Origin of the sequence: Mycobacterium paragordonae (genome assembly GCF_003614435.1) — a bacterium.
GTDB classification, from domain to species: domain Bacteria; phylum Actinomycetota; class Actinomycetes; order Mycobacteriales; family Mycobacteriaceae; genus Mycobacterium; species Mycobacterium paragordonae.
Genome location: NZ_CP025546.1, coordinates 52,484 through 75,894, shown reverse-complemented (window position 1 = coordinate 75,894; position 23,411 = coordinate 52,484). Strand labels below are relative to the sequence as shown.

Genomic DNA, 23,411 nt, shown 5'->3' with positions numbered 1-23,411 from the left:
GTCGGTGGCGTGACCGACGCCGCGCACAACCACCCGAACACCGATGACCTGGCCGGGCTCTCCGAGTTCGACCTGCTGGCCGAAAACGCCGAACAGGCCGGTGTTTCGGGTCCGCTGCCGACGGTCGAGCGGGTAACCGCGGGCGACGTCAGCGCGCTGCGCTGGGGCGGATCCGATCCGCGCGTTGTCTTCCTGCACGGCGGCGGCCAGAACGCGCACACCTGGGACACGGTGATCGTCGGCCTCGGCGAATCCGCGCTCGCCGTGGACCTGCCGGGGCACGGCCACTCCTCCTGGCGGGAGGACGGCGACTACTCACCGCACCACAACGCCGACGCGCTCGCGCCGGCCCTGCGTGACCTCGCGCCGAACGCCGAGTTGGTGGTCGGCATGTCGCTGGGCGGCCTGACCGGCATCCGGCTCGGGGCGTTGGCACCGGAGCTGATCAAAGAACTGGTGCTCATCGATGTCACCCCCTCGGCTCTACAGCGTCACTCCGAGATGACCAAGGAGCAGCAGGGCACGGTCGCGTTGATGCACGGCGAGCGGGAGTTTCCCAGCTTCCAGGCGATGCTGGACCTGACGATCGCCGCCGCACCCCACCGCGAGGTGAAAGCACTGCGCCGCGGCGTTTTTCACAACTCGCGCCAGCTGGACAACGGCAACTGGACCTGGCGCTACGACGCGATCCGGGTCTTTCCGGATTTCAGCACCCTTTGGGACGACGTCGACGCGCTCGCAGCGCCGGTGACACTCATCCGCGGCGGCTCATCGGGCTTCGTCAACGACGACGATGTCGCCGAACTCAGCAGGCGCGCAACGCAATTCAAAGGCGCCCACGTCGTCGATAACTCGGGACACTCGGTGCAGAGTGACCAGCCGCGCGCTCTGATCGATCTCGTACGCACGGTGATCGACACGGCGTGATGCCTAGGGTGGTGGGTATGAACTCCCCTGTGCTCCCCGACTTTCCCATCCGCATCGGCGTGCAACTGCAGCCTCAGCACGCACCGCAGTATGACCAGATCCGCGATGCCGTCCGCCGCTGCGAAGACATCGGCGTGGACGTCGCATTCAACTGGGACCACTTCTTTCCGCTTTACGGAGACCCCGACGGTGCCCACTTCGAATGCTGGACGATGCTCGGGGCCTGGGCCGAGCAGACCTCACGAATCCAGATCGGCGCCCTGGTCACCTGCAACTCCTACCGCAACCCAGAATTGCTGGCTGACATGGCCCGCACCGTGGACCACATCTCCGACGGCCGGCTCATCCTGGGTATCGGCTCGGGATGGAAACAGAAGGACTACGACGAGTACGGCTATGCGTTCGGCACCGCCGGCAGCCGTCTCGACGACCTCGCGGACGCACTCCCCCGCATCACTTCCCGCCTGAGCAAGCTGAACCCGGCACCGACCCGGGACATTCCGGTGCTGATCGGTGGTGGGGGTGAGCGCAAGACGCTGCGCCTGGTCGCCGAGCACGCCGACATCTGGCACAGTTTCGCCTCCGCCGAGGAATTTCCGGCGAAGGCTCAGGTGCTGGCCCAGCACTGCGAGACCGTCGGGCGTGACCCGGCCACCATCGAACGCTCCGCGTCCGCCGGCAACGGGTCAGCGGTGATCGGCAACGCCGAAGCGCTGGTCGGCCTCGGGGTGACGATGCTGACGGTCGGCTGCGACGGACCCGATTACGACCTTTCGGACGCCGAAGCGCTCTGCCGATGGCGCGACAGTTCGGGTTAAGCCGCGCTTCATCCGCGAAACATCTCAACGTAGCCGCTCAGTCGTGAGAAACTTGCCGCGCACAGAGGCCGTCGGGTGGCTGAAGAGAGATGTAACAGCTGATGCCTAAGAAATATGGGATCAAAGAAAAAGACCAGGTGGTCACGCACCTCCTGAATTTGGTGCTGACCGGGAAACTGCGCAGCGGCGACCGTGTCGACCGCAACGAGATAGCGCAGGACCTGGGCATCAGCCGTGTCCCGATCCAGGAGGCGCTGGTCCAGCTGGAACACGACGGCATCGTGTCCACGCGGTATCACCGCGGCGCGTTCGTCGAGCGCTTCGACGAGTCGACCGTCCTGGAACACCACGAACTCGACGGCCTGCTCAACGGCATCGCCTCCGCGCGGGCGGCGGCCAACCCGACGCCGCGGATCCTGAGCGAACTCGACGCCTTGATGCGTTCGTTGCGCACCGCCAAGGAGCCGCGGAATTTCGCCGAGATCGCCTGGGAGTACCGGCGGGTGGTCAACGACGAGTACGCCGGGCCGCGACTGCACGCCACCATCCGGGCGTCGCAGAACCTCATCCCGCGCGTCTTTTTCATGACCTACCAGCACAGCCGCGACGACATGCTGCCGTTCTACGAAGAAGAGAACGCCGCCATGCACCGGCGCGACCCCGATGCCGCCCGCGCCGCCTGCATCAGCCGCTCGCAGTTGATGGCCAAGACAATGGTGGCCGAACTGTGCCGCCGCGGCGTCTTCGCGCCTCGCGAGGAGCGCGCGGAGGACAACGTGGCGGTCCTACCGGTGCCCCCTGATCCCGACCACACCCCCGAGCGGTCGTCGGCAGTGCTCTGAACAGCGCCCACCGCCGGGCTCTCGATACGGTGGCGGTGATGGGGGCAAGACTGTTCGGATTGCTGGCGACGATTCTGATCGTGGCCGGGTTGGCCTGCGCGGCGCCCGCGTTCGCGGACCGCAATCAGTGCGCACCGCCGGGAGTGGAAAGCGCCACCGTCCTGCCCGAAGACCTCACGTCAGCGCGGGCAGCCGGCGACTCCGGTGCTGCGGACGACACCGACACCACGGCGTCGGTGGTGCCGTTGAGCTCGGTCGATACGGCGTCGCTGGGCCTGGGTACACCCGGCACGCTGGTGGCCCCGGCACCCTGTCCGACGCCCCGCCCAGCACCTGCATCAACGCCACCGGCCGCTTCACCGGTTTCGACAACGAACTACTGCGCGCCATCGCCAAGAAACTGGGCCTGCAGGTGCGTTTCGTCGGTACGGATTTCTCCGGACTGCTGGCGCAGGTGGCCTCGCGCCGCTTCGACGTGGGCTCGTCGTCGGTCAAAGCGACCGACGCGCGGCGGCACACCGTCGCCTTCACCAACGGCTATGACTTCGGCTTCTACTCCCTGGTGGTGCCCCCGGGTTCGGCGATCAAGAAGTTCACCGACCTGACGGCCGGTCAGCGGATCGGGGTGGTGCAGGGCACGGTCGAGGAGACCTATGTCGTGGACACGCTGCACCTGCAGCCGGTGAAGTACCCGGACTTCGCGACCGTGTACGCAAGCTTGAAGACCCACCAGATCGACGCGTGGGTGGCACCGGCCAACCAGGCATCGAGCGCAGTGCGGCCGAATGATCCCGCGGTTATTGTCGCCCACACCTTCGGCACCGACGACTTCGTCGCCTACGCGGTCGCCAGGGACAACCAGCCACTGGTCGACGCCCTGAATTCCGGACTGGACGCCGTCATCGCGGACGGCACCTGGGCCGAGCTCTACAGCAAGTGGGTGCCCCGCACCCTGCCCCCCGGCTGGAAGCCCGGATCAAACGCTGCCGCGCTGCCGAAACTGCCCGATTTCGCCGCGATCGCCGCCGAGCACCACCGCGGGCCGGTGCACCCGGCAGCACCCAAATCGACGCTGGGGCAGCTGCGGGATTCCTTCCTCGACTGGGACATGTACCGCCAGGCCATCCCGACGCTGCTGACCACCGGGCTGCCCAACACGTTGATCCTGACGCTCAGCGCCAGCATCATCGGCCTGGCCGTCGGCATGGCGCTCGCGGTTGCCGGCATCTCCCATAAGCGCTGGTTGCGCTGGCCGGCCCGGGTCTACACCGATATCTTTCGCGGGTTGCCCGAGGTGGTGATCATCCTGATCATCGGGCTCGGCGTCGGGCCGTTGGTGGGCGGTCTGACCAACAACAACCCTTATCCGCTGGGCATCGCCGCCCTGGGCTTGATGGCCGGCGCCTACGTGGGCGAGATTCTGCGGTCCGGGATTCAGAGCGTCGACCCCGGCCAATTGGAAGCGTCCCGCGCGCTGGGCTTCAGCTACTCGGCGGCGATGCAGCTGGTGGTGGTGCCGCAGGGCGTACGACGGGTGCTGCCGGCGTTGGTCAACCAGTTCATCGCGCTGCTGAAGGCCTCGGCGTTGGTGTACTTCCTGGGGTTGATCGCCAACCAGCGCGAGCTGTTCCAGGTCGGCCGCGACCTCAACGCGCAAACCGGCAACTTGTCGCCGCTGGTGGCAGCCGGTATCTGCTACCTGATTCTGACCGTGCCGCTCACGCATCTGGTGAATTACATCGACGGCCGGCTGCGCCGGGGGCGCACCAAGCTCGACCCCGACGATCCCCCGCAAGTCGTCACCTCGACCATCGGCACGGAGATGACATGACCGTACCCCGAGGTCCGGTTTCCTTGGCCGCCAAGGATATTCATCAGGTCCTCGGCGGCACGACGGTGTTGCGCGGGGTGAGCCTCGAGGTACCGGCGGGCACCACCACCGCGGTGATCGGCCCGTCGGGCTCCGGAAAATCGACGCTGCTGCGCGCCCTGAACCGGTTGTACGAGCCGGACAGCGGCGACATCCTGCTGGACGGTCGATCGGTGCTTCGCGACGACCCCAACGAGCTGCGTCAGCGGATCGGCATGGTGTTCCAGCACTTCAATCTCTTCCCGCACCGCAGCGTGCTGGACAACGTCGCACTGGGCCCGCGCAAACTGCGCCGGCTGCCCGCTGACGACGCCCGGGAGCTGGCCCTGCACCAGTTGGACCGGGTCGGGCTGAAGGGCAAGGCCGGCGCGCGCCCCGCCACCCTGTCGGGTGGTCAGCAACAGCGGGTGGCGATCGCCCGCGCACTGGCCATGGCTCCGCAGGTGATGTTCTTCGATGAGGCCACCTCCGCGCTCGATCCCGAGATGGTTAAGGGGGTCCTGGAACTCATCGCCGATCTCGGCGCCGACGGGATGACGATGTTGGTGGTCACCCACGAGATGGGCTTCGCGCGCTCGGCCTCCGACGCCGTCGTCTTCATGGACCACGGCAAAGTCGTCGAATCTGGACCGCCGGAGCGTATATTCGACGCGGCCGAGACCGAGCGGCTGCAGCGGTTCCTGTCGCAGGTGCTGTGACCCGGCCTTTTCTCGAAGAGGCACGCCCGCGCACCGCATTGTCTCCACCCGCGGGCATGGCGGGTTAGACTGCCGATTTATGGCGGACAGCGAACCCACAGCCCCGGAGGTGTCGGAGCTGGCGGAAGGTTTGCACCGCTCCCTGTCCAAGCTGTCCACGATCCTGCGCCGCGGCGATCTGACCAACACCGCGGTGGCCGGTGAGTTGACGCTGGCTCAGCTGTCGATCCTGATCACCCTGCTGGACCGGGGCCCGATCCGAATGACGGACCTGGCCGCGCACGAGCGGGTCCGCACCCCCACCACCACGGTGGCGATCCGGCGGCTGGAGAAAATCGGGCTGGTGAAGCGCTCGCGCGACCCATCGGACCTGCGTGCGGTGCTGGTCGACATCACGCCGCAGGGCCGGGCGGTACACAACGAGTCGCTGGCCAACCGTCACGCCGCGCTGGCGGCGATGCTCAGCCAGCTGCCGAAGTCCGACCTGGACATCCTGACGGATGCCCTGGCGCCCCTGGCGCGGCTCGCCAGCGGTGAACCGGCCGCATCCGCGGCGACCACTGGCGAGGCGTGAAAGTGTTTGTTGCCAATATGTTTGGTAACTACTGAAGGATGCCCACCGCCCTCATCACCGGCGCCAGCGGCGGCATCGGCGCCGCCATCGCGGCCGCGCTGGCACCCACGCACACGCTGCTGTTGGCCGGTCGCCCATCGGCTCGGCTGGATGCTGTCGCGCAGCGGCTGGGCGCCACCACCTTTCCGTTGGACCTGACCGACCCTGATTCGATCGACGCCAGTTGCGAGGTCATCGACGAACTCGACGTGCTCGTGCACAACGCCGGGGTATCCATCCCCGGCCGGGTCGACGAATCACACGTGGACGAATGGCGCGCCACCTTCAGCGTCAATGTCTTTGGCGCCGTTGCCCTTACGCTGACACTGCTGCCGGCGCTACGCCAGGCCCGGGGCCGGGTGGTGTTCATCAACTCCGGTTCGGGCCGCAACGTGTCGCCGGGCATGGCGTCCTACTCGGCCAGCAAGTTCGCCCTGCGCGCGTTCGCCGATTCGCTGCGCGGCGATGAGCCCGCGCTGCTCGTGACGTCGGTGCATCCCGGCCGGGTGGACACCGACATGCAGCGCGAACTGGTCGCCTACGAGGGCGGCGAATACGACCCGTCGAAGTTCCTGCGCCCCGAGACCGTCGCCCAGGTGGTCGCCAACGTGGTGGCCACCCCGCGGGACGGGCACGTGCACGAAGTGGTGATCCGCCCGCGCTGACGGCCGGTCAGACGACCAGGTTGACCATCCGTCCGGGCACCACGATCACCTTGCGCGGCGTGGCCCCGTCGAGAAACGCCTGCACCTTCTCGTCGGCCAACGCGGCCGCTTGTACCGCGTCGGTGGCCGCGTCGGAGGCCACCACCACCCGGCCCCGAACCTTGCCGTTCACCTGCACCGGGTACTCGACGGTGTCGTCCACGAGATAGGCGGGGTCGGCCACCGGGAAGGGTCCGTGCGCCAACGACGCGCCGTGGCCCAGCCGCAGCCACAGTTCTTCGGACATGTGCGGAGCCAGCGGCGCCAGCATCAACACCAGCGGTTCCACCGCGGCGCGCGGTACCCCGTCGCGGTACTGCTTGGTGAGATGGTTGGTGTACTCGATCAGCTTGGCGGCCGCGGTGTTGTTCCGAAGTGCCACATAGTCTTCCGAGACGCCGTCGATGGTGCGGTGCAGCACTCGCAGGGTCTCGGCGGACAGCTCCGCGTCGACCACCTGGGTCTCGCCGGTCTCCTCGTCGATCACCAGCCGCCATACCCGCTGCAGGAAGCGGTGCGCGCCGACGACGTCCTTGGTAGCCCACGGCCGCGACGCATCCAACGGCCCCATCGACATCTCGTAGACCCGCAGGGTGTCGGCGCCGTAATCGTCGCAGATCTCGTCCGGCGAGATCGAATTCTTCAGGCTCTTACCGATTTTGCCGAATTCCTGGAAGACCTCGATGTCTCCGTCGGGGCTCGGGTAGACGAAGCCGCCGTCGCGCTCGACCACTTCCGCGGCAGGCACATACGATCCGCGCGCGTCGGTGTAGGCGAAGGCTTGGATGTAGCCCTGGTTGACCAACCTGCGGTAGGGCTCCCGGGAGCTGACGTGGCCCAGGTCGTAGAGAACCTTGTGCCAGAACCGGCAGTACAGCAGGTGCAGCACGGCGTGTTCGGCGCCACCGACGTACATGTCGACGCCACCGGGGTCGTCGGGCCCGTGCTCATCCGGCCGCGGACCCATCCAGTAGGCCTCGTTTTCCTTGGCGCAGAACCGCTCTGAGTTGTGCGGGTCGGTGTAGCGCAGCTCGTACCACGAGCTGCCGGCCCATTGCGGCATCACGTTGGTGTCGCGGGTGTAGGGCTGCAGGCCGTCGCCGAGATCGAGGTCGACGTGTACCCACTCGGTCGCCTTCGCCAGCGGCGGTGACGGCTCGCTGTCGGCGTCGTCGGGATCGAACGACACCGGCGCATAGTCGGATACGTCCGGCAGTTCCACCGGCAGCGCGGCTTCGTCGAGTGCGTGGGCGCGCCCGTCGGCGTCATAGACGATCGGGAACGGCTCGCCCCAGTACCGTTGCCGCGCGAAAAGCCAATCGCGCAGCTTGAATTGGATGCGGGCCCGGCCGCGGCCCTCGGACTGCAGCCGCTCGGTGATTGCCTGTTTGGCGTCGGCGACGCTCTTGCCGTCCAGAAAGCCCGAGTTCACCAGGACGCCGTCGCCGGAATGGGCGGACTGCGAAATGTCGCCGCCGGCAATGACTTCGACGATCGGCAGACCGAACTGGCGGGCGAAGTCCCAGTCGCGCTGGTCGTGCCCCGGCACGGCCATGATCGCCCCGGTGCCGTAACCGGCCAGCACGTAGTCGGCGATGAAGATCGGCACCGACTCACCGTTGGCCGGGTTGGTGGCAAAGCTCCCCAGGAATACTCCGGTCTTCTCCTTGCTCTCCTGACGCTCGAGGTCCGACTTGGCCGCGATCGCACGCCGGTAGGCGGCCACCGCGTCCGCGGGGGTGGCGCCGCCGTAGGTCCAGGCCGGCTGTACTCCATCGGGCCACCGGGCGGCGACCACATCGTCGACCAGTTCATGCTCGGGAGCCAGCACCAGATAGGTGGCACCAAACAGCGTGTCGGGCCGGGTGGTGAAAACCTCGATGTCGGTGGCGGTCCCGTCGGCCTTCGTCGCGGCGAACAACGCCGTGGCGCCTGTCGAACGCCCGATCCAGTTGCGCTGCATGGTCTTGACCTTCTCCGGCCAGTCCAGGCTGTCGAGATCGTCGAGCAACCGGTCGGAGTACGCGGTGATCCGCATCATCCATTGCCGCAACCGCTTGCGGAACACCGGGAAGTTGCCGCGGTCGCTGCGGCCGTCCGCGGTGACCTCCTCGTTGGCCAGCACCGTGCCCAGACCCGGGCACCAGTTGACCATCGAATCGGCGCGGTACACCAGGCGGTAGCCGTCGATCACGTCGGCCCGCTCCCCCGCCGACAACTGCGCCCACTGCCTGCCATCGTCGAGTTGTCTTGCACCGGAATCGAACTCGGTGATCAACTCGGCTATCGGGCGGGCCTTGGCAGCCGCGGTGTCGAACCAGGCGTTGTAGATCTGCAGGAAAATCCACTGCGTCCACTTGTAGAACTCGACATCCGTGGTCGAGAAACTACGGCGGCTGTCGTGTCCGAGTCCCAACCTGCCCAGCTGCCGCCGGAAGTTGACGACGTTGGCCTCGGTCCGGGTGCGCGGGTGGGTACCGGTCTGTACCGCGTACTGCTCAGCGGGCAACCCGAATGCGTCAAAACCCAACGCGTGCAGGACGTTGCGTCCGGTCATCCGGTAGTAGCGGGCGTAGACGTCGGTGGCGATGTAACCCAGGGGGTGACCGACGTGCAGCCCCTCCCCCGACGGGTACGGGAACATGTCCTGCACGAACAACTTGTCTTGCGGGACGGGCGAGCCATCCGCGGGAGCCAGCGAGCCGACCGGGTTGGGCACGTTGAACGTCCCCAGCTGAGCCCAGTTGTCCTGCCAGGTGCGTTCCAGCCCGGCCGCGAGCTCGGCGGTGTAGCGGTACCGCGGCGCGTCCGCGTCGGGTCCGGCGGTCGGCGATTCTGTCACGCCCAACAGGGTATAAGGGCCGGTCTGGAAGCGACCGCGCCGAGGGCGCCGGGCACGGGTTGATATCGGTTCCGTTGCGTGCCGGTCAGAGGTTCATCCCAGGTCTATTTCGGGCATGGTCGGCGCCGCTGAGCAGGGGTTACATTCGGCCTCGATGGTGGGCTGTGACGCCCCGGCTAATCGCGGAGGGACCGATCGAGATGAAGCAGGTCGCGCACAGCTGGCGGACACTCGTGGGCGGCGTGGCCGCCGGTGTCGTCGGGGTCGTGATGTTTGCGGGTGGAACTGCTTCGGCGGAGCCCCTGGTGCCCCAGCCGTCGATACCCGGGCCGGTCCCGATGCAGCCGACCAACCCGGGGCAGAACTCCGGGGTGTTCCCCGGAGGTGTCAACCGGTTCGCCCCTGCCCCCGCGCAAGCGCCGGCTCAGCTGCCCCTGCCGATGCAGGTGCCGGCTCCGGCAGCCGCTCCCGTTCCTGCGGTGGCGCCCGTTCCGGCCGTGGCGCCCGTTCCGGCCGTGGCGCCCGCCGCCGTGCCGGCGATCGCGCCGGCGCCCGCCGTCGCCGCCCCGCAGCCGCCGGCGGTCACCCCGGCCACCACCGGCACGCTGCGCGAATATTTGGAAGGCAAAGGCGTCAAGCTCGAGGCGCAACGCCCGCTGGGTTTCAAGGCGCTCGACATCACCGTGCCGATGCCGCCGCGCTGGACCCAGGTACCTGACCCCAACGTGCCCGACGCGTTCGTGGTGATCGCCGACCGCGTCGGCGGCAACAGCGTGTACACGTCGAACGCGCAGGTAGTGGTCTACAAGCTGGTGGGTGACTTCGACGCGACGGAGGCGATCAGCCACGGGTTCGTCGACAGTCAGCGCCTGCTCGCGTGGCAGACCACGAACGCATCCCTGACCAGCGTCGGCAGTTTCCCCTCCTCGGTCATCGAGGGCACCTACCGCGAGAACGACATGACGCTGAACACCTCGCGGCGCCACGTCCTGGCCAATTCCGGATCCGACAAGTACCTGGTGTCGCTGTCGGTGACGACGGCCGCAACGCAGGCCGTCAGCGACGCACCCGCCACCGACGCCATCGTCAGTGGGTTCCGGGTGGCCACCCCCGGCGTGGGCGGCCAGGCTCCGGCGCCGGCTGGGGCGCCCGCGACTGCTCCCGCGCCGCAGGCGCCTGCCCGACCGGCCGCACCGGCTGCCCCCGCCGCTCCTGCTGCTCCCGCCGCCCCCGCCGCCCCGGCCGCTCCCGGCCCGCGGACCGTTCCGGCTCCTCGCCAGGCGCCCGTCGAGCCGCCCCTGGTGACCTTGACGCCGGCACCTGTGCACTAGCGGCCGGTGGAGCCCGGCGCGCGGATTGATCGGCTGGCTCGTATGGTTGGCACATGCTTATTGCGGGCGTGGTGTGCGTGTGTGCGGCCATAGCGTCAGCCGCATTCGGTATCTGGTCTTTGTCGCACACGCCCACCACTGACGCCACGCAGTTGGCGCTGCGCTCGATGGCTCCCACCCAGTTCGCCGCCGCGGTGATGCTGGGCGCCGGGGGAGTGGTGGCGCTGGCCGCATCGCCGCACACCGCCGTCGTGGTGCTGATCGTCTGCATCCTGGGTGCACTGGGCACGCTGGCCACCGGCTCGGTGCAGAGCGCGAAGTATGCGCTGAGCCGCCAGACCGCCCCCGCCGAACCGGCCGGCTGTGCCGGCAGCTGCGGCGCCTGCACGCTGTCCTGTCACTGAAGCCTCACCCTGCACGCACGCGCAGTGTGGTGATAGCCACTTAGCAGCGCGGGCGCTTTTCGTGCCGAATTTGCGCCAGGCGAGCGCTCACACTCTATTGATGGGCCAACATCAGGATCCGTCGGACGGGCCGAATGCCGACACCTCGCAACCACCATCAGCGTCTCCGCGCCGGGTACCGCTCAGCCGTCGCTACCGGATAGCAGCCTCGGCCGCGATCCTCGTCGCGATCGGTTTGATCGTGACGATCATGTCGCTCTACCGGCTGCCATTCCTGGATGGAGTAGTCGGGGCCGGAGGCGGAACGCCGTGTATGGGCCCGACCGCCTCCTGCGGCCCAAACTTGTCGCCGCGGCCCACGACCCCCTCGACTACGCCTCCTGCTCCCACCGATCCACGATGAATCAGCGCGTTGTCTAGCTGTACTGACCACGGAGGTTAGGTACGGCGTGGCGTGGTGACTTAACGAAGACCTCCGGGTGAAGTGCGAGCTGCTTAGGAACGCACTACTCACTCCGGAGGTCTTCGTGGTCCACCGTAATGCCCCCTTGTCCGAAACCGGTCGTCTGCGGCTGGCCCGTTGCATCGTCGATGACGGTTGGCCGTTGCGACGCGCTGCCGAACGCTTCCAGGTGTCGGTGAACACTGCAGCGCGCTGGGCTGGCCGCTACCGCGAACTTGGTCTCGCCGGTATGTGCGATCGCAGTTCACGCCCGCATCGCAGCCCTAATCGGACGCCCACGCGCACTGAGCGGCGCATCATCAAGGTGCGGGTCATCCGTCGTTGGGGACCAGCGCGTATCGCCTATTTGCTCGGGCTCAACGTGTCCACGGTTCATCGCGTGCTCCGCCGCTACGGCGTGGCCAAACTCCGCTGGCTCGACCGTGCGACCGGACGGGTAGTTCGACGAATGGAAGCCCAGGGCTGCGGCGACTTGGTCCACGTCGATGTCAAGAAACTCGGCAAGATCCCTGCCGGCGGTGGATGGCGTGCACTCGGGCGTAGCCGCGGTAGACACAACTCCCAGGCCGACAAGAGCTCAGGACTGTTTCGCGCGCCAGGCCATCCGGTGCGTGGATATCACTTTCTGCACACTGCCATCGATGCGTATTCGCGCCTGGCCTACTCCGAACTGCTGACCGACGAGCGCAAAGAGACCGCCGCGGAGTTTTGGTTAAGGGCTAATGCCTGGTTCAACCACTGCGGCGTCACAGTCCGAAACGTGTTGACCGACAACGGAGCCTGCTATCGATCGCACGCATTCCGTGAGGCCCTGGGCGACATAAAACACCGACGCACTCGCCCCTACCGCCCCCAGACCAACGGCAAGGTCGAGCGATTCCACCGCACCCTCGCCGACGAATGGGCCTACGCCCGGCTCTACCGCAGCGATGCAGACCGCTGCGCTGAGTTCCCGCGATGGCTACACACCTACAATCACCACCGCGGCCACACAGCACTCAAGGGTCAACCACCCGCCAGCCGCGTACCTAACCTCTCAGGTCAGTACATCTAGCCGCCCATGGTGATCTCCCCGTGCACCGGCCCACCCTTGAGCGGCCGACTGTTCACGGCGGGGATGCTCCTGCTGCACGGAGCCGAGCTCATCGTGCTGGTCTTCGCGGCGAGAGTCACCGCGGGTTTGTATGCGCAGCCCGGTCTCGATGGCCGGCTACCCACGCTGTTGGTGGTGGCGGCGGTTCTGCTGGTTGGTTGGCAGACGTTCGGACTTGCTCGCGGACAGAAGTCGTTGACTGTCGCCGGGCTCGCCGTCCAGGCGGCAACGTTGATCGCGGGTATCGCCGTGGCCACGCAAGATCTTGAAGCCGGGAGTATCGGCATCGCGTTGCCGACCGCCATCCTGGCCGGATGGGGCTGCTTGGCCCGCACCGCACGCGAGCCGGCGGGGCCGGTCCGAGGGACGAGGAGCCCGGCCCTCGACAGTGATCAGCCGATCCTTACGACCGGGCAGGTCAACGAAAGTTGGGGGCCGGCACCGCAGCCGGCGGAACAGAACAAGACCGCCAAGTTCGCACTGCTGGCGGCCACCATCGCGGTGGTGCTGGCAGCGCTGAGTGCACACGGTGGGATCGTGTTCGGGCTGGTGATTCTGGCGGTCATCTTCATACCGCTCGAGCGATTGTTCCCGCTCCATCCGCGTCGCGTGCTGCGGCAAGGATGGCGGACGGACCTGGTTCACTATCTGGTCAACGGGGCCGCGTTGAAGGTCGGCCTGATCGCGGCGGTCATCGTGAGCGGTGGATTACTGCGTGCATTGGTGCCCCCGCCGCTGCGCGTCGCCATCGCCTCGACGCCGAGTTGGGTGCAGATAGTGGCGGGATTGGCGATCGCGGCCGTGGGCGACTACGCGGGACACCGGGCCGCCCACGAGATACCCCTACTGTGGCGGTTTCACCGCGTTCATCACAGCGTCCGTGAGATGGACTGGCTGGCCGCGAATCATCTTCACCCGGTTGACGAGACGTTCATCCGGTCAGCCGCGGTGCTGCCGCTGTATGCGCTGGGCTTCGGCCAGGTCAGCCTCGGTGCGTTCGTCGTCTTGATATCGCTGCAGGCGGTTTTCATCCACGCCAACGTGAACCTGAATTTGGGCCCGCTGCGGTGGCTGACGGCCACCCCGCAATTTCACCACTGGCATCACGCCCGGGACCCCCGAGCGCACAACAGCAATTTCGCCGGAGAGTTTCCCCTCCTCGACGCGATCTTCGGCACGCTGTACCTGCCCGCCCACAGCTGGCCCACGCACTACGGTCTCGACGAAACGGAACCGACAGGCTATCTGCGCCAACTCGCTTGGCCACTGGCCGCCGGTCGTACGACATAAGACCTTGAGGTCGGCCATCCCGGCCAGTCTCGGCTCTTAGTTGCGGCTCAGATCGATCGGGTGCGTGGCCAGCATCGCCAACGGTAACGGCTGGCGGCGCAGCACCTGCCCCCACAGATCCGCCCGCGGCGGCGCCAACACGTCAGATGGCAACGCCGACAACACAATCCAGTCGTCGCGCTCGATTTCGCCTTCGAGTTGCCCGATGGTCCAACCGGAGTATCCGGCGAAAATCCGCACGCCCTCGACCACCGGCGCGATCAGATCCGGTTCGGCATCGAGGTCGACCATCACCATGCGGCCGGCCACATGCCGCAGTCCCGGTACCCCGTCGGGATCGGCCCCGACGCGCAGCACCGCCAGGCACAGCGCCGCGTCCCTCTTGACCGGCCCGCCGATGAACATCGTCTTGGGCTTGGACGCGAGCTTGGCCCACTGCGGCAGCACGTTGTAGACGGCCGTCTCGCTGGACCGGTTCAGCACCACGCCCAGCGTGCCACCCTCGTTGTGCTCGACGATGTAGATGACGCTGCGGCGAAACGTCGGCTCCAGCAGATCGGTGTTGGCCAGCAACAAGGTACCCGCCCGCACCCGCTGGGCGGCGGGTGCGAAGTTGTCCTCAGGATCTTCGTGCTGCGCCACTATCACATCATCGCACCCGATGCTCGATCGCCGGTGCAAACAGCCGCGCTCGGCGAAGATTTGTACTGTGATTGGGACGGCGCAGAGCCGACCCGACCTTGCCTGTGCCGATCGTGGAAGTGGGTTCAGTGATTCGCACCCGGATGCAGGCAAGCGCACCCGTCGAATTGTGGCGGTCGGTGCGCGCCCTGCCGGACTTCTGGCGACTTCTGCAGCTGCGCATGGCAAGTCAGTTCGGCGATGGCCTGTTCCAGGCCGGCCTCGCGGGGGCATTGCTGTTCAACCCCGACCGGGCCGCCGACCCGCTGGCGATCGCCCGGGCGTTCGCGGTGTTGTTTCTTCCTTATTCGCTGCTCGGGCCGTTCGCCGGCGCACTGATGGACCGGTGGGACCGGCGCCTGGTGTTGGTGGGCGCGAACAGCGCGCGGCTGTGCTTCATCGTCGCGATCGGCACGATTCTCGCGGTCGGGGCCGGCGACTGGGTGTTGCTGTGCGCCGCGCTGCTCGCCAACGGTCTGGCCCGGTTCGTGGCGTCCGGCCTGTCGGCATCGTTGCCGCACGTGGTGCCCCGTCAGCAGGTCGTCACGATGAACTCGGTGGCGACCGCGGCCGGCGCGGTCTCAGCCTTTCTGGGCGCCAACTTCATGCTGCTGCCGCGCTGGCTCGGTGGCGCCGGCGATCACGGCGCGGCGGCGGTCATCTTCACTGCCCTGATTCCGGTGGCCCTGGCCCTGCTGCTGTCGCTGCGGTTCGCCCCCCGGGTCCTCGGTCCGGATGACACCAAACGGGCGATCCACGGCTCCGCGGTGTACGCCGTGGTCACGGGGTGGCTGCACGGGGTGCGGACGGTGGTTCAACTCCCGTCAGTGGCCGCCGCGCTGTCCGGGCTGGCCGCACACCGGATGGTCGTCGGGATCAACTCGCTGCTGATCCTGCTGCTCGTGCACCACATGAAGAATGTCGACGGCGACGGGCTGGGCACCGCGCTGGTGTTCTTCGCCGCCACCGGTCTCGGAGCTTTCCTGGCGAACGTGCTGACCCCGGTGCTGGTGCGGCGCTGGGGCCGCTACGCCACTGCCAATGGCGCGCTGGTGGCAGCGGCCGCCATTCAGACGGCGGGCGCCGGGCTATTGCTGCCGGTCATGGTGGTGTGCGGTTTCCTGCTGGGCATCGCCGGCCAGGTGGTGAAGTTGTGCGCCGACTCCGCCATGCAGATCGACGTCGACGACGCGCTGCGCGGGCATGTGTTCGCGGTTCAGGACGCACTGTTCTGGGTGTCGTTCATTGTCGCGGTCACCGTGGCCGCCACTTTCATTCCTGACGACGGACGCGCGCCGGCGTTTGCGTTGTTCGGTTCGGTGATCTATCTGATCGGGCTCTTGGCGCACAGCCTGATCGGCCGTCGAGGGCGTGCTAGGGAGGTTCTGAGATGACTGGTTCGGCTGCGTTCGTCGCTGATCTGCAGGCAGAAAGCGACGACCTCGACACGCTGGTGGCGCCGCTGCCCGCAGAGAGCTGGGCAACGATGACACCCGCGCCTGGGTGGACCATTGCCCATCAGATCGGGCATCTGCTGTGGACCGACCGGGTCTCGCTGCTGTCGGTCACCGACGAGGCTGCGTTCGGTGAAGCGCTGGCCGCTGCCGCCGCCGATCCGGGCGGGTTCGTCGATGCCGCGGCCGAGGAGCTGGCGGCGCTGCCGCCCGCGGAGTTGCTTGCCGACTGGCGCGACACCCGCAAGCGGTTGCACGAGGCCCTGCTCGGCGTCGCCGACGGCCGCAAGTTGCCGTGGTTCGGCCCGCCGATGAGCGCGTCGTCGATGGCCACCGCCCGACTGATGGAGACCTGGGCGCACGGACTTGATGTGGCCGACGCCCTCGGTGTCACCCGGCCGCCGACGGATCGGCTGCGCTCGATCGCGCACATCGGCGTGCGGGCCCGCGACTACGCGTACATGGTCAACGGTTTGACGCCGCCGAGCGAACCCTTCTACGTCGAATTGCGCGGGCCGGGCGGGGACACCTGGACCTGGGGACCGGCGGATGCGCCACAGCGCGTGACGGGTTCAGCGGAGGATTTCTGTTTCCTGGTCACCCAGCGGCGGCCGCTGAGTGCGCTGGACGTGACGGCGGTGGGGGAGGACGCGCAGCAGTGGCTGGGAATCGCGCAAGCTTTCGCGGGCCCGCCCGGCGCCGGGCGATGAGCGCGCGTCAGCGCGCGAAGAGAGCCGGGGCCATCAGCCGGAGCGTCGGGCGATGAGCGCGCCGACGACGCGCGTCATCGCGGTGGAGGAACACGCTTGGACGCCCGAATTGCGCTCGGCGCTCATCGATTCCGGTGACGACGACACCGTCACCTGGTTCAGCAATTCCGGGATGATCAGCCACCGCCTGCTCGACGTGGATGAAGAACGGGTGGCCCGCATGGACGCCGCGGGTGTCGACCTGCAGGTGTTGTCCATCACGACTCCGGGCACCCAGTCCCTTCCGTCGGCACTTGCAGTGCCTTTGGCCCGTGACGCCAACGACTTCCTCTTCGATGCTGTGCAGCGCCGACCCGACCGCTTCGCAGCGTTCGCCACCCTGCCCACCCCGGACCCGGACGCCGCTGCCGTTGAACTGCGCCGCTGTATCCACGAACTAAGCTTCGTCGGTGCCATGCTGTTTCCCCGCACCGGCCCAAACCTGCTTGATCACAACCGTTTCCGGCCGATTTTTGAAGCCGCCGCCGAGCTCGGGGCACCCCTCTACCTGCATCCCGGCATACCGCCGGCGGCGGTACGGGAGGCGTGCTACGACGGTTTCGACTTCGCCACATCTTTGATGCTGTCGACAGGAGGGTGGGGCTGGCACGCCGAGGCCGGGCTTGCCGCGCTGCGGCTCATCCTCGCCGGAACTTTCGACCGGCATCCCGACCTGCAGCTCATCCTCGGCCATTGGGGCGAGATGCTGGTCTCCTTCGCCGATCGCGCCGATGCGCTCAGCGGTACCAGCACCCATCTGGATCGGCACGTGCTCGAATACATCACGTCAAACGTCTATGCCACCGCCGGGGGAATATTGAGTCACCGGATGCTGCGACAAGCCCTCGACGTGCTGGGCGCCGATCGCCTCATGTTTGCACTCGACGACCCTTACAACGGGGGTTCCCTCGACGCGCGTGGCTTCATCAACAGCGCACCCATGAGCCTCGAGGACAGGCAGAAATTCGCACACCTGAATGCCGAGCGCCTGCTCTTGGGCTAATCGACTACGACGCGTGCTCGCGCCACATCCTTGTCCGCGTCCTTGTCCGCCTCGCCACGCGCCAGCATCCCTGCCGGGGCCATCGGAAGCGGGGCGCCGCCGGTCGAGACCGTCGGACCCCGCACTTCGGCCGCGTTAAGGACACCGGCCCGCAGGCTGGCCGGTTTCCCACCCGACTCCGGCTCGAAGCTGCTGGTGGGGCGGGTGTAACTGGTCAGCCCGGCTCCGGGGAATCCGCCTCCGGCGCCGATGCCACCGCCCGCAGATCCCCCGGCGGCCGCAACCACGGGTTCGCCGAGACCCGCCGCAACCGGCGCTCCGGCCGACGGAAACATCCCGCCGAATGACTGCATCATGCTTTGCGGCAGGCTGGTGACCCCCTGCATGGCCTGCATCGGCGCCTGCAACATCTCCTTGAGCGGTTCGGTGGCCCCCGACACCATCTGCATCGGCGTCTGCATGAGTGAACTCAGTTGGCCGGTCGCCTCGGCGGGAGAGGCCGCGCTCTGGCCCGCTGTCTGCCCGACTTGGCTCGACGCCTGCATGCCGGTCTGGGCCGCGGCCTGGGCCACCGCCTCTGCGGCGGCGGCCGGCGCGGCCGGTGAGGCGCCCATCGGCGCGATCGGTGGAGGTACCGCCAGGGCCGCGATCAACGCACTCAAGGCAGCGGAGTACGCCCAGCCCACCCCGGAGTTGTGCGGCCAGTGCTCGCCGAAGTATTCACCGTCGCGCTCGACGATCCCCGGGGTGTTCTGGCCGAACCAGTTGGTGGCGTTCAGGACAGTCCACTCGTCGCGGTTGGTCTGCGAGACGATCGACGGGATGACCGACGACCGCGCGAGCATGAACGCCTCGACCGCGGCCTGCGTGACGTTGATCTTCTCGGCAGTCCAGCCGACCAGGGTCTGCAATCCGGCGTTGAGTCCCGTGGCGGCGATCGCCGACGCCGCGGAGCCCACTCCCTGCCACGCCGCCTGAGTCGCCACCGTGTTGACGGTGGACAGACCCGCCGAAAGTTCATTGTTGGCGGTCTCGGTCACCCAGACCACGTTGTTGGCGATCACCGAGGCGGGGGAACCGGCCTCGAAGATCGCCGCGACGACCTCGGGCGGTCCAGTCCAGCGGGGATCTGGCATCGGCGTCCTAGAGTCCGACGGCGCCCGCGTTGGCCGCCTCGGCCGCGACCGTCGTCGCCGAGGACAGACCTTGTGCCCCCGAGAAGGCGACGCGCTGCCCGACGTGCTCCGCGGCCGTCCCCAGATAGGCGGATCCGGCGGCGTTGAGAGCCGCCGCGAACTCGATCGAGTCCGCGTCGGCGGCCATCGGTACCACTCCGGTGAGCGCGGCCGCCCCTGCCGCCGTCGTGGCGGCCATCCCTTCGCTGATTCCTGCCTCGGCGGCCGCCGACATGTCGACAGCGCCCGGCACCATGCCGAAAAATCCGCCCATTGCTACCTCTCGATTCAATCCCGCCGGACAGAGCCGGCGACAAGTTGCGCTGAGTCTAGGTTCAGGCTCGGCGCCTGTCGATTCACGTCTGCGGCTCTGCGACCAGCACTCCTTCCATCCCACCGTCGCTGGTGACCAACAACGCCCGACCGGGCGGCAGTTGCTGGGCGCTGATCCTGCCGAACACCTTCACCGCTGCCGGGTCGTTGTCCATGAACAGGGTCGGCGCCCGCGAGCCCGTCATCTTCTGCAGGAACGGGTTGGTGACCGAGACGCCCGCCCAGTTGCCAGGCAGGCGCGACGCGATGACGTGCAAGCCGATCTCGCGGCTGCGCTCGATCAACCCCCAGAGCGGCGCCGTTGCCGCATTCTTGCCCAGCACACCGTGCGGTCGCAGTTCCTGCTCGTCATCGATCAGAACGAAATGGTGCGGACCTTCCCAGCTCCTGCGGTTGAGCAGTTCTTCCTGGCTCAAACCCGACGGAGGCAGGCGGTCGCGCAGCAGCTGTGTCAACTCGGCCAACACCGCGTCGATGTCGTCCGCGGTGTATGCGTATGCCCGCACATGCTCGCCCTGAATTCTGCCGATCAGCGAAGTCTTCGGGTCGATGATGGTGATCTGCGCCTGCTCCGGTGTGCAGCGGGCTACGACCATCTGTCCGAATACCGCCAAAGTCGTTGACTTCCCGCATGATTGACGGCCCACGACCAGCATGTTGGGTACCACTCGGGAAGGCAGCGCGGCCGGTTGCAACGCGGTTTCGCCGATCCCGAAGGGAATGGTCAACGGATCGGCATCCCCGGCGCTACCCGCGAACACTTTCGCCACCTCGCTGAGCGGAATCCGTTGGGGCAGACGGGCCAGGCTCTCGACCCGCCCGGCCCCGGTTCGGTCAGAGATGAGGGCGCCGATGTCGCGGGTGGCCACCCGATCTCCGTTGGGCGCGAACACCTCCGGGACGCCGACGAGCAACTCGAAGCCTTCTCGAGTGAGCCCGAACCCTGGCCGGTCCAGGGTGTTGCGGGCTGCCTTCTTCCGCTCGAATCCCTCACCCATCTGGGTTTCATCGGGATTGCTCAGCCGCAGCTGGATTCGTGCATTGGAGACATTGACCAGTTGTTGCTTCTGCCCGATGAGCCACGCGGTCGCGGTGGTCATGATGTGCACCCCATAGGACAGGCCCTGCCGGGCAATGGCGATTGCCCGTTCTCCCATAGCAGCGTCCTTGTCGTAGAGATCGCTGAAGTTGTCGATGACGAGGAAGACGTCGCCGAACTTGTCGTCGGGGTCCGTCGTGCCAGTGCCTGTCTGGACGCTGCTGTCCAGGCCGAAGCGCCGGTCCCGGAACTCGGAAATGTCGATCTGATACCTCTTGAACGCCGCCTCACGCGCCGAAATCAGGCCTTCGATCGAGGCGATGGTCCGAGACACTCCCTCGCGGTCGGTCGGGCTGACCACCGACGCCACATGCGGTAGTTCTTCGACCGGGTACAGCGACGCTCCGATGCAGAAGAACGTCACCCGTTCCGGCCGGTACATCAACGCCGCGGAGGTCATCAGCGTCATCAACGTGGTGGACTTGCCGCGCTGGGCGGTCGCAACCACCATGACGTTGTCCATTTCGGCGTTGATCGCATGCACGCGTTGGTCGTGTTCCTCGGGAATGTCTACGACTCCCAGCGGGAACACCAGGCCTGGATTCTCTCCGTATGCGACATGCCACGGCCGGCCGCGCCAGCGGGCCACCAACGCGTCGACCGGCTCGCTGACTTCCAGTGGCGGCAGCCATATTTGGTGCGGCGGCCGCGCGGGGTTCGAGACGAGTGACTCGCGGACGACGTCGACGAGCTTCTTCTTCCGAAAGCCGTCTGCATGGAACAGGAATTCGTCCGGCTCGTCGGGTGCATCCGCGACGGCCAGCGCCGCGCTGTCGGACTCACTGAGCGGTTGGTATTCCGAGGTGTACGCGCGTGGCTGCGAAAAGCTCATGGCCACCGTCTTATTCACGTTCAACGCCGGTTTGGGCACCACGAACGGGGCCGACACATAGAAGCACCGGAACTGCTCGAGGTCACGGGGGCCGACTTTGAGCAGCGCGTAGCCGTTCTCCTGCGACGGCAGGTGCAGCGCGGCGTCACTGCCGATCACGTCGCGGGAGTCCTCCGCGGTCTCGGCGCGCAGCGCCACCCGAAAGGCTATGTTGCTCTTCGCCTTACTCAGCGACGACAGGTCCAGCCGCTGGCCGCCCAGGGTGAAGAAGACGTTGCAACCGCGGCCTTCCTGCCCGATGTGGATCACCAGGTCGATCCACTCCGGGTGATGAATGAACAGCTCGAGGTACTCGTCGATGATCACGAGCAGGATCGGGATGGGCTCCAGATCCCTTCCGGCGAGCCGCATCTCCTCGTACTCGTTGGCATCGCGGGCCCCGGCGTCCTTCAGAAGCCGGTAGCGTCGGGCGATCTCGCCGTTGACCGCTTTGCGCATCCGCTCGGCCAGGTGGCGATCGTCCTTGCCCAGGTTCGACAGCGATCCCGCGACGTGCGGGAACCCCTGTAAGTCCTGGGCGGCCGACTCGAACTTCATGTCGACGAAGATCACGATGAATGTCTCCGGGGAGTGCGTCAGCGCGATTCCGCTGCACAGTGACAAGAAGTATTCCGACTTGCCGGAACCAGAAGTGCCGATCACTACGGAGTGAAAGCCGTAGCCGCCGAAGTCCTTGGCCCGCAAGATTACATACTGCAGGTCGCCACCCTGCCGGACGCCGACGGGCACCATCGCCCACTTCGGATCGCCCCGTCCCCGGCTCTCTGCCCACAGCCGGTCGACGTCCAGGTTGCGCGGGTCGGTGATGCCCAGTGCGCGCAGCAATTCACCCGCCTGGCTGTCGGTTTCGGACAAGTCGCCGGCGCTCATCGGCGACCAGCGGGCAAGCGCACGCGCAAACCTGTTGGCAGTGCTGTCAGCCAGCGTGTCGGCGACGGCGTAGAAGGTGTTGCGGTGGGTCAGCCTGCCGTCGCGCAGCGCGAACCGCTGGCTCTCGTCAGCGAACCCGACGCCGACTCCGGCGCGAGTTGCCAACCGCAACACGGTGATTCCGGCCATTCCTTTCTGCCCGGTTACACCCTCCCACTGTTCGGGGGTGCCGACGTTGTCATCCACGATCACCCAGTGCGGACCCAACGTCGGTGCCGTCGTCCCTTCCATGGGTGACGGCATGGACGTCGGACTCGCCGTCACGGGCGGCGACCAGGGCCCGCGCCCCTTGCGGTGCAACTCGGCGTCAAGCGCGTCTTCCAGCTCCGTCGGCGATGCGAATACCAGGCGGCGCAGCCCGCACGCGTCGAACATCTCGTCGTGCTGGTTGTGTGGCAACCAGACCAGCCATTGCCAGTGTTCAGGATGGCGGGTGACCACCATCAGTTTCACGTCATTGGGACTGTGGTAGACCGCGAGTGAGCACAGCAGTGCGCGCGCCAGACCGTGCAACTCGCTCGGATCATCGGCAGTGAAGCTGAATCCGGGCTTCGACCGCAGGCTCAGCACCTTCCCGATCCCGCGGATCTTGCTCTGTTCGAGGATGAAATCCCGCAGGGCACCGCCGGTTACCGGCTCCAGCTCTTCACCGATGGGAACGTCTGGCCACTGCAGCGAGACTGCCGATTCGCTGGCCTGCTGAACGCCGATACCCAGCCGGACATCGAGGAAGTCCGGATCGGCGGGGCGCCGTTCCCACATTCGTGGGCCGCCGATCACCGTGTCGAGTTGCTGCGGGCCGGCATGCACGAACAGCTGGCTTCGGCGTTGTTCCCGCGCGGCACGCTGAACTTCTTCACGGTCGTCATCGAGCTGGCGCAGATAGCTGCGCCGCTGCTTTTCCAGTTCGCCCCAACTGATTCGGCGACCGCGACCGAACCGCCCGCCGAACATCAGCGCGCCGAAGCCGACCAGACCGACCATCGGAAAGAAACCCGACTGCAACGACCTGACACCGGACGCATACATCACGACCAGGGTGCCGACGATGCCGACCAGCAATGCGGGCAGCGCGATCATCAGCAGGATGTTGCGCGGCTCGCGTTCGGGCAGCGCCAACGGCGCGGCGATCGCCACCCGCACCGGCGGCACATTCGGTGTGGGCGTGCGCTTCGGTCGCACGAATCCGCGTTTGGACAT

The 23,411-nt window shown here is 67.1% G+C and carries 18 protein-coding genes and 1 pseudogene; 14 read left to right on the top strand and 5 right to left on the bottom strand.

The features are described from left to right. The first annotated feature begins 9 nt into the window (after nucleotides 1–9). The 7 genes and pseudogenes from C0J29_RS00375 to C0J29_RS00345 all read left to right on the top strand — a co-directional run bounded on the left by C0J29_RS00375 (nucleotide 10) and on the right by C0J29_RS00345 (nucleotide 6,433). Entirely contained in the window at nucleotides 10–927 is a 918-nt protein-coding gene (locus C0J29_RS00375) for an alpha/beta fold hydrolase (protein WP_120791180.1), read from the top strand. Between the two features lie 17 nt (nucleotides 928–944). Beyond that, nucleotides 945–1,745, top strand: a complete 801-nt coding sequence (locus tag C0J29_RS00370; RefSeq protein ID WP_120791179.1) for an LLM class F420-dependent oxidoreductase — start codon at nucleotides 945–947, stop codon at nucleotides 1,743–1,745. Nucleotides 1,746–1,846: 101 nt separating this feature from the next. Beyond that, nucleotides 1,847–2,587, top strand: coding sequence for a GntR family transcriptional regulator (locus C0J29_RS00365; RefSeq protein ID WP_082978244.1), 741 nt, complete (start codon nucleotides 1,847–1,849; stop codon nucleotides 2,585–2,587). A gap of 38 nt (nucleotides 2,588–2,625) precedes the next feature. Further along, nucleotides 2,626–4,418: pseudogene (locus tag C0J29_RS00360) on the top strand (ABC transporter substrate-binding protein/permease). After that, nucleotides 4,415–5,155, top strand: coding sequence for an amino acid ABC transporter ATP-binding protein (locus C0J29_RS00355; protein ID WP_120791178.1), 741 nt, complete (start codon nucleotides 4,415–4,417; stop codon nucleotides 5,153–5,155). The pseudogene C0J29_RS00360 and the gene C0J29_RS00355 overlap by 4 nt, the downstream one beginning before the upstream one ends. Before the next feature lie 79 nt (nucleotides 5,156–5,234). Further along, nucleotides 5,235–5,729, top strand: coding sequence for a MarR family winged helix-turn-helix transcriptional regulator (locus tag C0J29_RS00350; protein ID WP_120791177.1), 495 nt, complete (start codon nucleotides 5,235–5,237; stop codon nucleotides 5,727–5,729). A gap of 38 nt (nucleotides 5,730–5,767) precedes the next feature. Continuing rightward, entirely contained in the window at nucleotides 5,768–6,433 is a 666-nt protein-coding gene (locus tag C0J29_RS00345) for an SDR family oxidoreductase (RefSeq protein WP_065047728.1), read from the top strand. Between the two features lie 7 nt (nucleotides 6,434–6,440). Here C0J29_RS00345 and leuS read toward each other — a convergent pair whose 3' ends face one another. Continuing rightward, on the bottom strand, nucleotides 6,441–9,314 hold the full coding sequence (leuS, locus tag C0J29_RS00340; RefSeq protein WP_120791176.1) for a leucine--tRNA ligase: 2,874 nt from the start codon (nucleotides 9,312–9,314) through the stop codon (nucleotides 6,441–6,443). 200 nt (nucleotides 9,315–9,514) lie between these two features. On the opposite strand from leuS, the gene C0J29_RS00335 reads away from it, so the two are divergent. The 4 genes from C0J29_RS00335 to C0J29_RS00320 all read left to right on the top strand — a co-directional run bounded on the left by C0J29_RS00335 (nucleotide 9,515) and on the right by C0J29_RS00320 (nucleotide 13,895). Then, the gene (locus C0J29_RS00335; protein WP_120791175.1) at nucleotides 9,515–10,645 is read left to right on the top strand and encodes an LpqN/LpqT family lipoprotein; all 1,131 of its coding nucleotides are present in this window, start codon (nucleotides 9,515–9,517) and stop codon (nucleotides 10,643–10,645) included. A 53-nt stretch (nucleotides 10,646–10,698) separates the two neighbouring features. Continuing rightward, nucleotides 10,699–11,049, top strand: a complete 351-nt coding sequence (locus C0J29_RS00330; protein WP_065163579.1) for a hypothetical protein — start codon at nucleotides 10,699–10,701, stop codon at nucleotides 11,047–11,049. Between the two features lie 527 nt (nucleotides 11,050–11,576). Beyond that, a complete protein-coding gene (locus tag C0J29_RS00325; protein WP_120791174.1) occupies nucleotides 11,577–12,566 on the top strand; it encodes an IS481 family transposase in 990 nt (329 codons plus the stop codon). Between the two features lie 6 nt (nucleotides 12,567–12,572). Then, nucleotides 12,573–13,895, top strand: coding sequence for a sterol desaturase family protein (locus C0J29_RS00320; RefSeq protein WP_120791173.1), 1,323 nt, complete (start codon nucleotides 12,573–12,575; stop codon nucleotides 13,893–13,895). A gap of 36 nt (nucleotides 13,896–13,931) precedes the next feature. On the opposite strand, the gene C0J29_RS00315 is transcribed toward C0J29_RS00320, so the two are convergent. Then, the gene (locus C0J29_RS00315) at nucleotides 13,932–14,540 is read right to left on the bottom strand and encodes a YqgE/AlgH family protein (RefSeq protein ID WP_120794445.1); all 609 of its coding nucleotides are present in this window, start codon (nucleotides 14,538–14,540) and stop codon (nucleotides 13,932–13,934) included. Between the two features lie 101 nt (nucleotides 14,541–14,641). On the opposite strand from C0J29_RS00315, the gene C0J29_RS00310 reads away from it, so the two are divergent. The 3 genes from C0J29_RS00310 to C0J29_RS00300 are packed head-to-tail and all read left to right on the top strand — an operon-like array spanning nucleotide 14,642 to nucleotide 17,782. Beyond that, the gene (locus C0J29_RS00310; protein ID WP_120791172.1) at nucleotides 14,642–15,970 is read left to right on the top strand and encodes an MFS transporter; all 1,329 of its coding nucleotides are present in this window, start codon (nucleotides 14,642–14,644) and stop codon (nucleotides 15,968–15,970) included. Continuing rightward, nucleotides 15,967–16,740, top strand: coding sequence for a TIGR03084 family metal-binding protein (locus tag C0J29_RS00305; protein WP_120791171.1), 774 nt, complete (start codon nucleotides 15,967–15,969; stop codon nucleotides 16,738–16,740). Before C0J29_RS00310 ends, C0J29_RS00305 begins: the two co-directional genes overlap by 4 nt. A 52-nt stretch (nucleotides 16,741–16,792) precedes the next feature. After that, nucleotides 16,793–17,782: an amidohydrolase family protein gene (locus tag C0J29_RS00300; protein WP_120791170.1), complete on the top strand. Its 990-nt coding sequence runs from the start codon at nucleotides 16,793–16,795 to the stop codon at nucleotides 17,780–17,782. Here the strand turns inward: C0J29_RS00300 and C0J29_RS00295 are convergent. From C0J29_RS00295 to eccCa, 3 genes are all read right to left on the bottom strand, one after another. Continuing rightward, complete coding sequence (locus C0J29_RS00295) at nucleotides 17,779–18,918, bottom strand: PPE domain-containing protein (protein ID WP_120791169.1); 1,140 nt, start codon at nucleotides 18,916–18,918, stop codon at nucleotides 17,779–17,781. The two genes, C0J29_RS00300 and C0J29_RS00295, sit on opposite strands and share 4 nt — an antisense overlap. Nucleotides 18,919–18,925: 7 nt before the next feature. Then, complete coding sequence (locus C0J29_RS00290; protein WP_172834776.1) at nucleotides 18,926–19,231, bottom strand: PE domain-containing protein; 306 nt, start codon at nucleotides 19,229–19,231, stop codon at nucleotides 18,926–18,928. A gap of 82 nt (nucleotides 19,232–19,313) precedes the next feature. Beyond that, nucleotides 19,314–23,411 carry a type VII secretion protein EccCa gene (gene eccCa / locus C0J29_RS00285; protein WP_120791168.1) on the bottom strand — a complete coding sequence of 1,366 codons (4,098 nt, stop codon included), beginning with the start codon at nucleotides 23,409–23,411 and terminating at the stop codon, nucleotides 19,314–19,316.

Coding starts and splice junctions, on each gene's coding strand:
- C0J29_RS00370 (WP_120791179.1), top strand. CDS start 945: ATGAACTCCCCTGTGCTCCCCGACTTTCCCATCCGCATCGGCGTGCAA.
- C0J29_RS00365 (WP_082978244.1), top strand. CDS start 1,847: ATGCCTAAGAAATATGGGATCAAAGAAAAAGACCAGGTGGTCACGCAC.
- C0J29_RS00355 (WP_120791178.1), top strand. CDS start 4,415: ATGACCGTACCCCGAGGTCCGGTTTCCTTGGCCGCCAAGGATATTCAT.
- C0J29_RS00350 (WP_120791177.1), top strand. CDS start 5,235: ATGGCGGACAGCGAACCCACAGCCCCGGAGGTGTCGGAGCTGGCGGAA.
- C0J29_RS00345 (WP_065047728.1), top strand. CDS start 5,768: ATGCCCACCGCCCTCATCACCGGCGCCAGCGGCGGCATCGGCGCCGCC.
- C0J29_RS00335 (WP_120791175.1), top strand. CDS start 9,515: ATGAAGCAGGTCGCGCACAGCTGGCGGACACTCGTGGGCGGCGTGGCC.
- C0J29_RS00330 (WP_065163579.1), top strand. CDS start 10,699: ATGCTTATTGCGGGCGTGGTGTGCGTGTGTGCGGCCATAGCGTCAGCC.
- C0J29_RS00320 (WP_120791173.1), top strand. CDS start 12,573: ATGGTGATCTCCCCGTGCACCGGCCCACCCTTGAGCGGCCGACTGTTC.
- C0J29_RS00305 (WP_120791171.1), top strand. CDS start 15,967: ATGACTGGTTCGGCTGCGTTCGTCGCTGATCTGCAGGCAGAAAGCGAC.
- C0J29_RS00300 (WP_120791170.1), top strand. CDS start 16,793: ATGAGCGCGCCGACGACGCGCGTCATCGCGGTGGAGGAACACGCTTGG.
- C0J29_RS00295 (WP_120791169.1), bottom strand. CDS start 18,918: ATGCCAGATCCCCGCTGGACTGGACCGCCCGAGGTCGTCGCGGCGATC.
- C0J29_RS00290 (WP_172834776.1), bottom strand. CDS start 19,231: ATGGGCGGATTTTTCGGCATGGTGCCGGGCGCTGTCGACATGTCGGCG.
- eccCa (WP_120791168.1), bottom strand. CDS start 23,411: ATGTCCAAACGCGGATTCGTGCGACCGAAGCGCACGCCCACACCGAAT.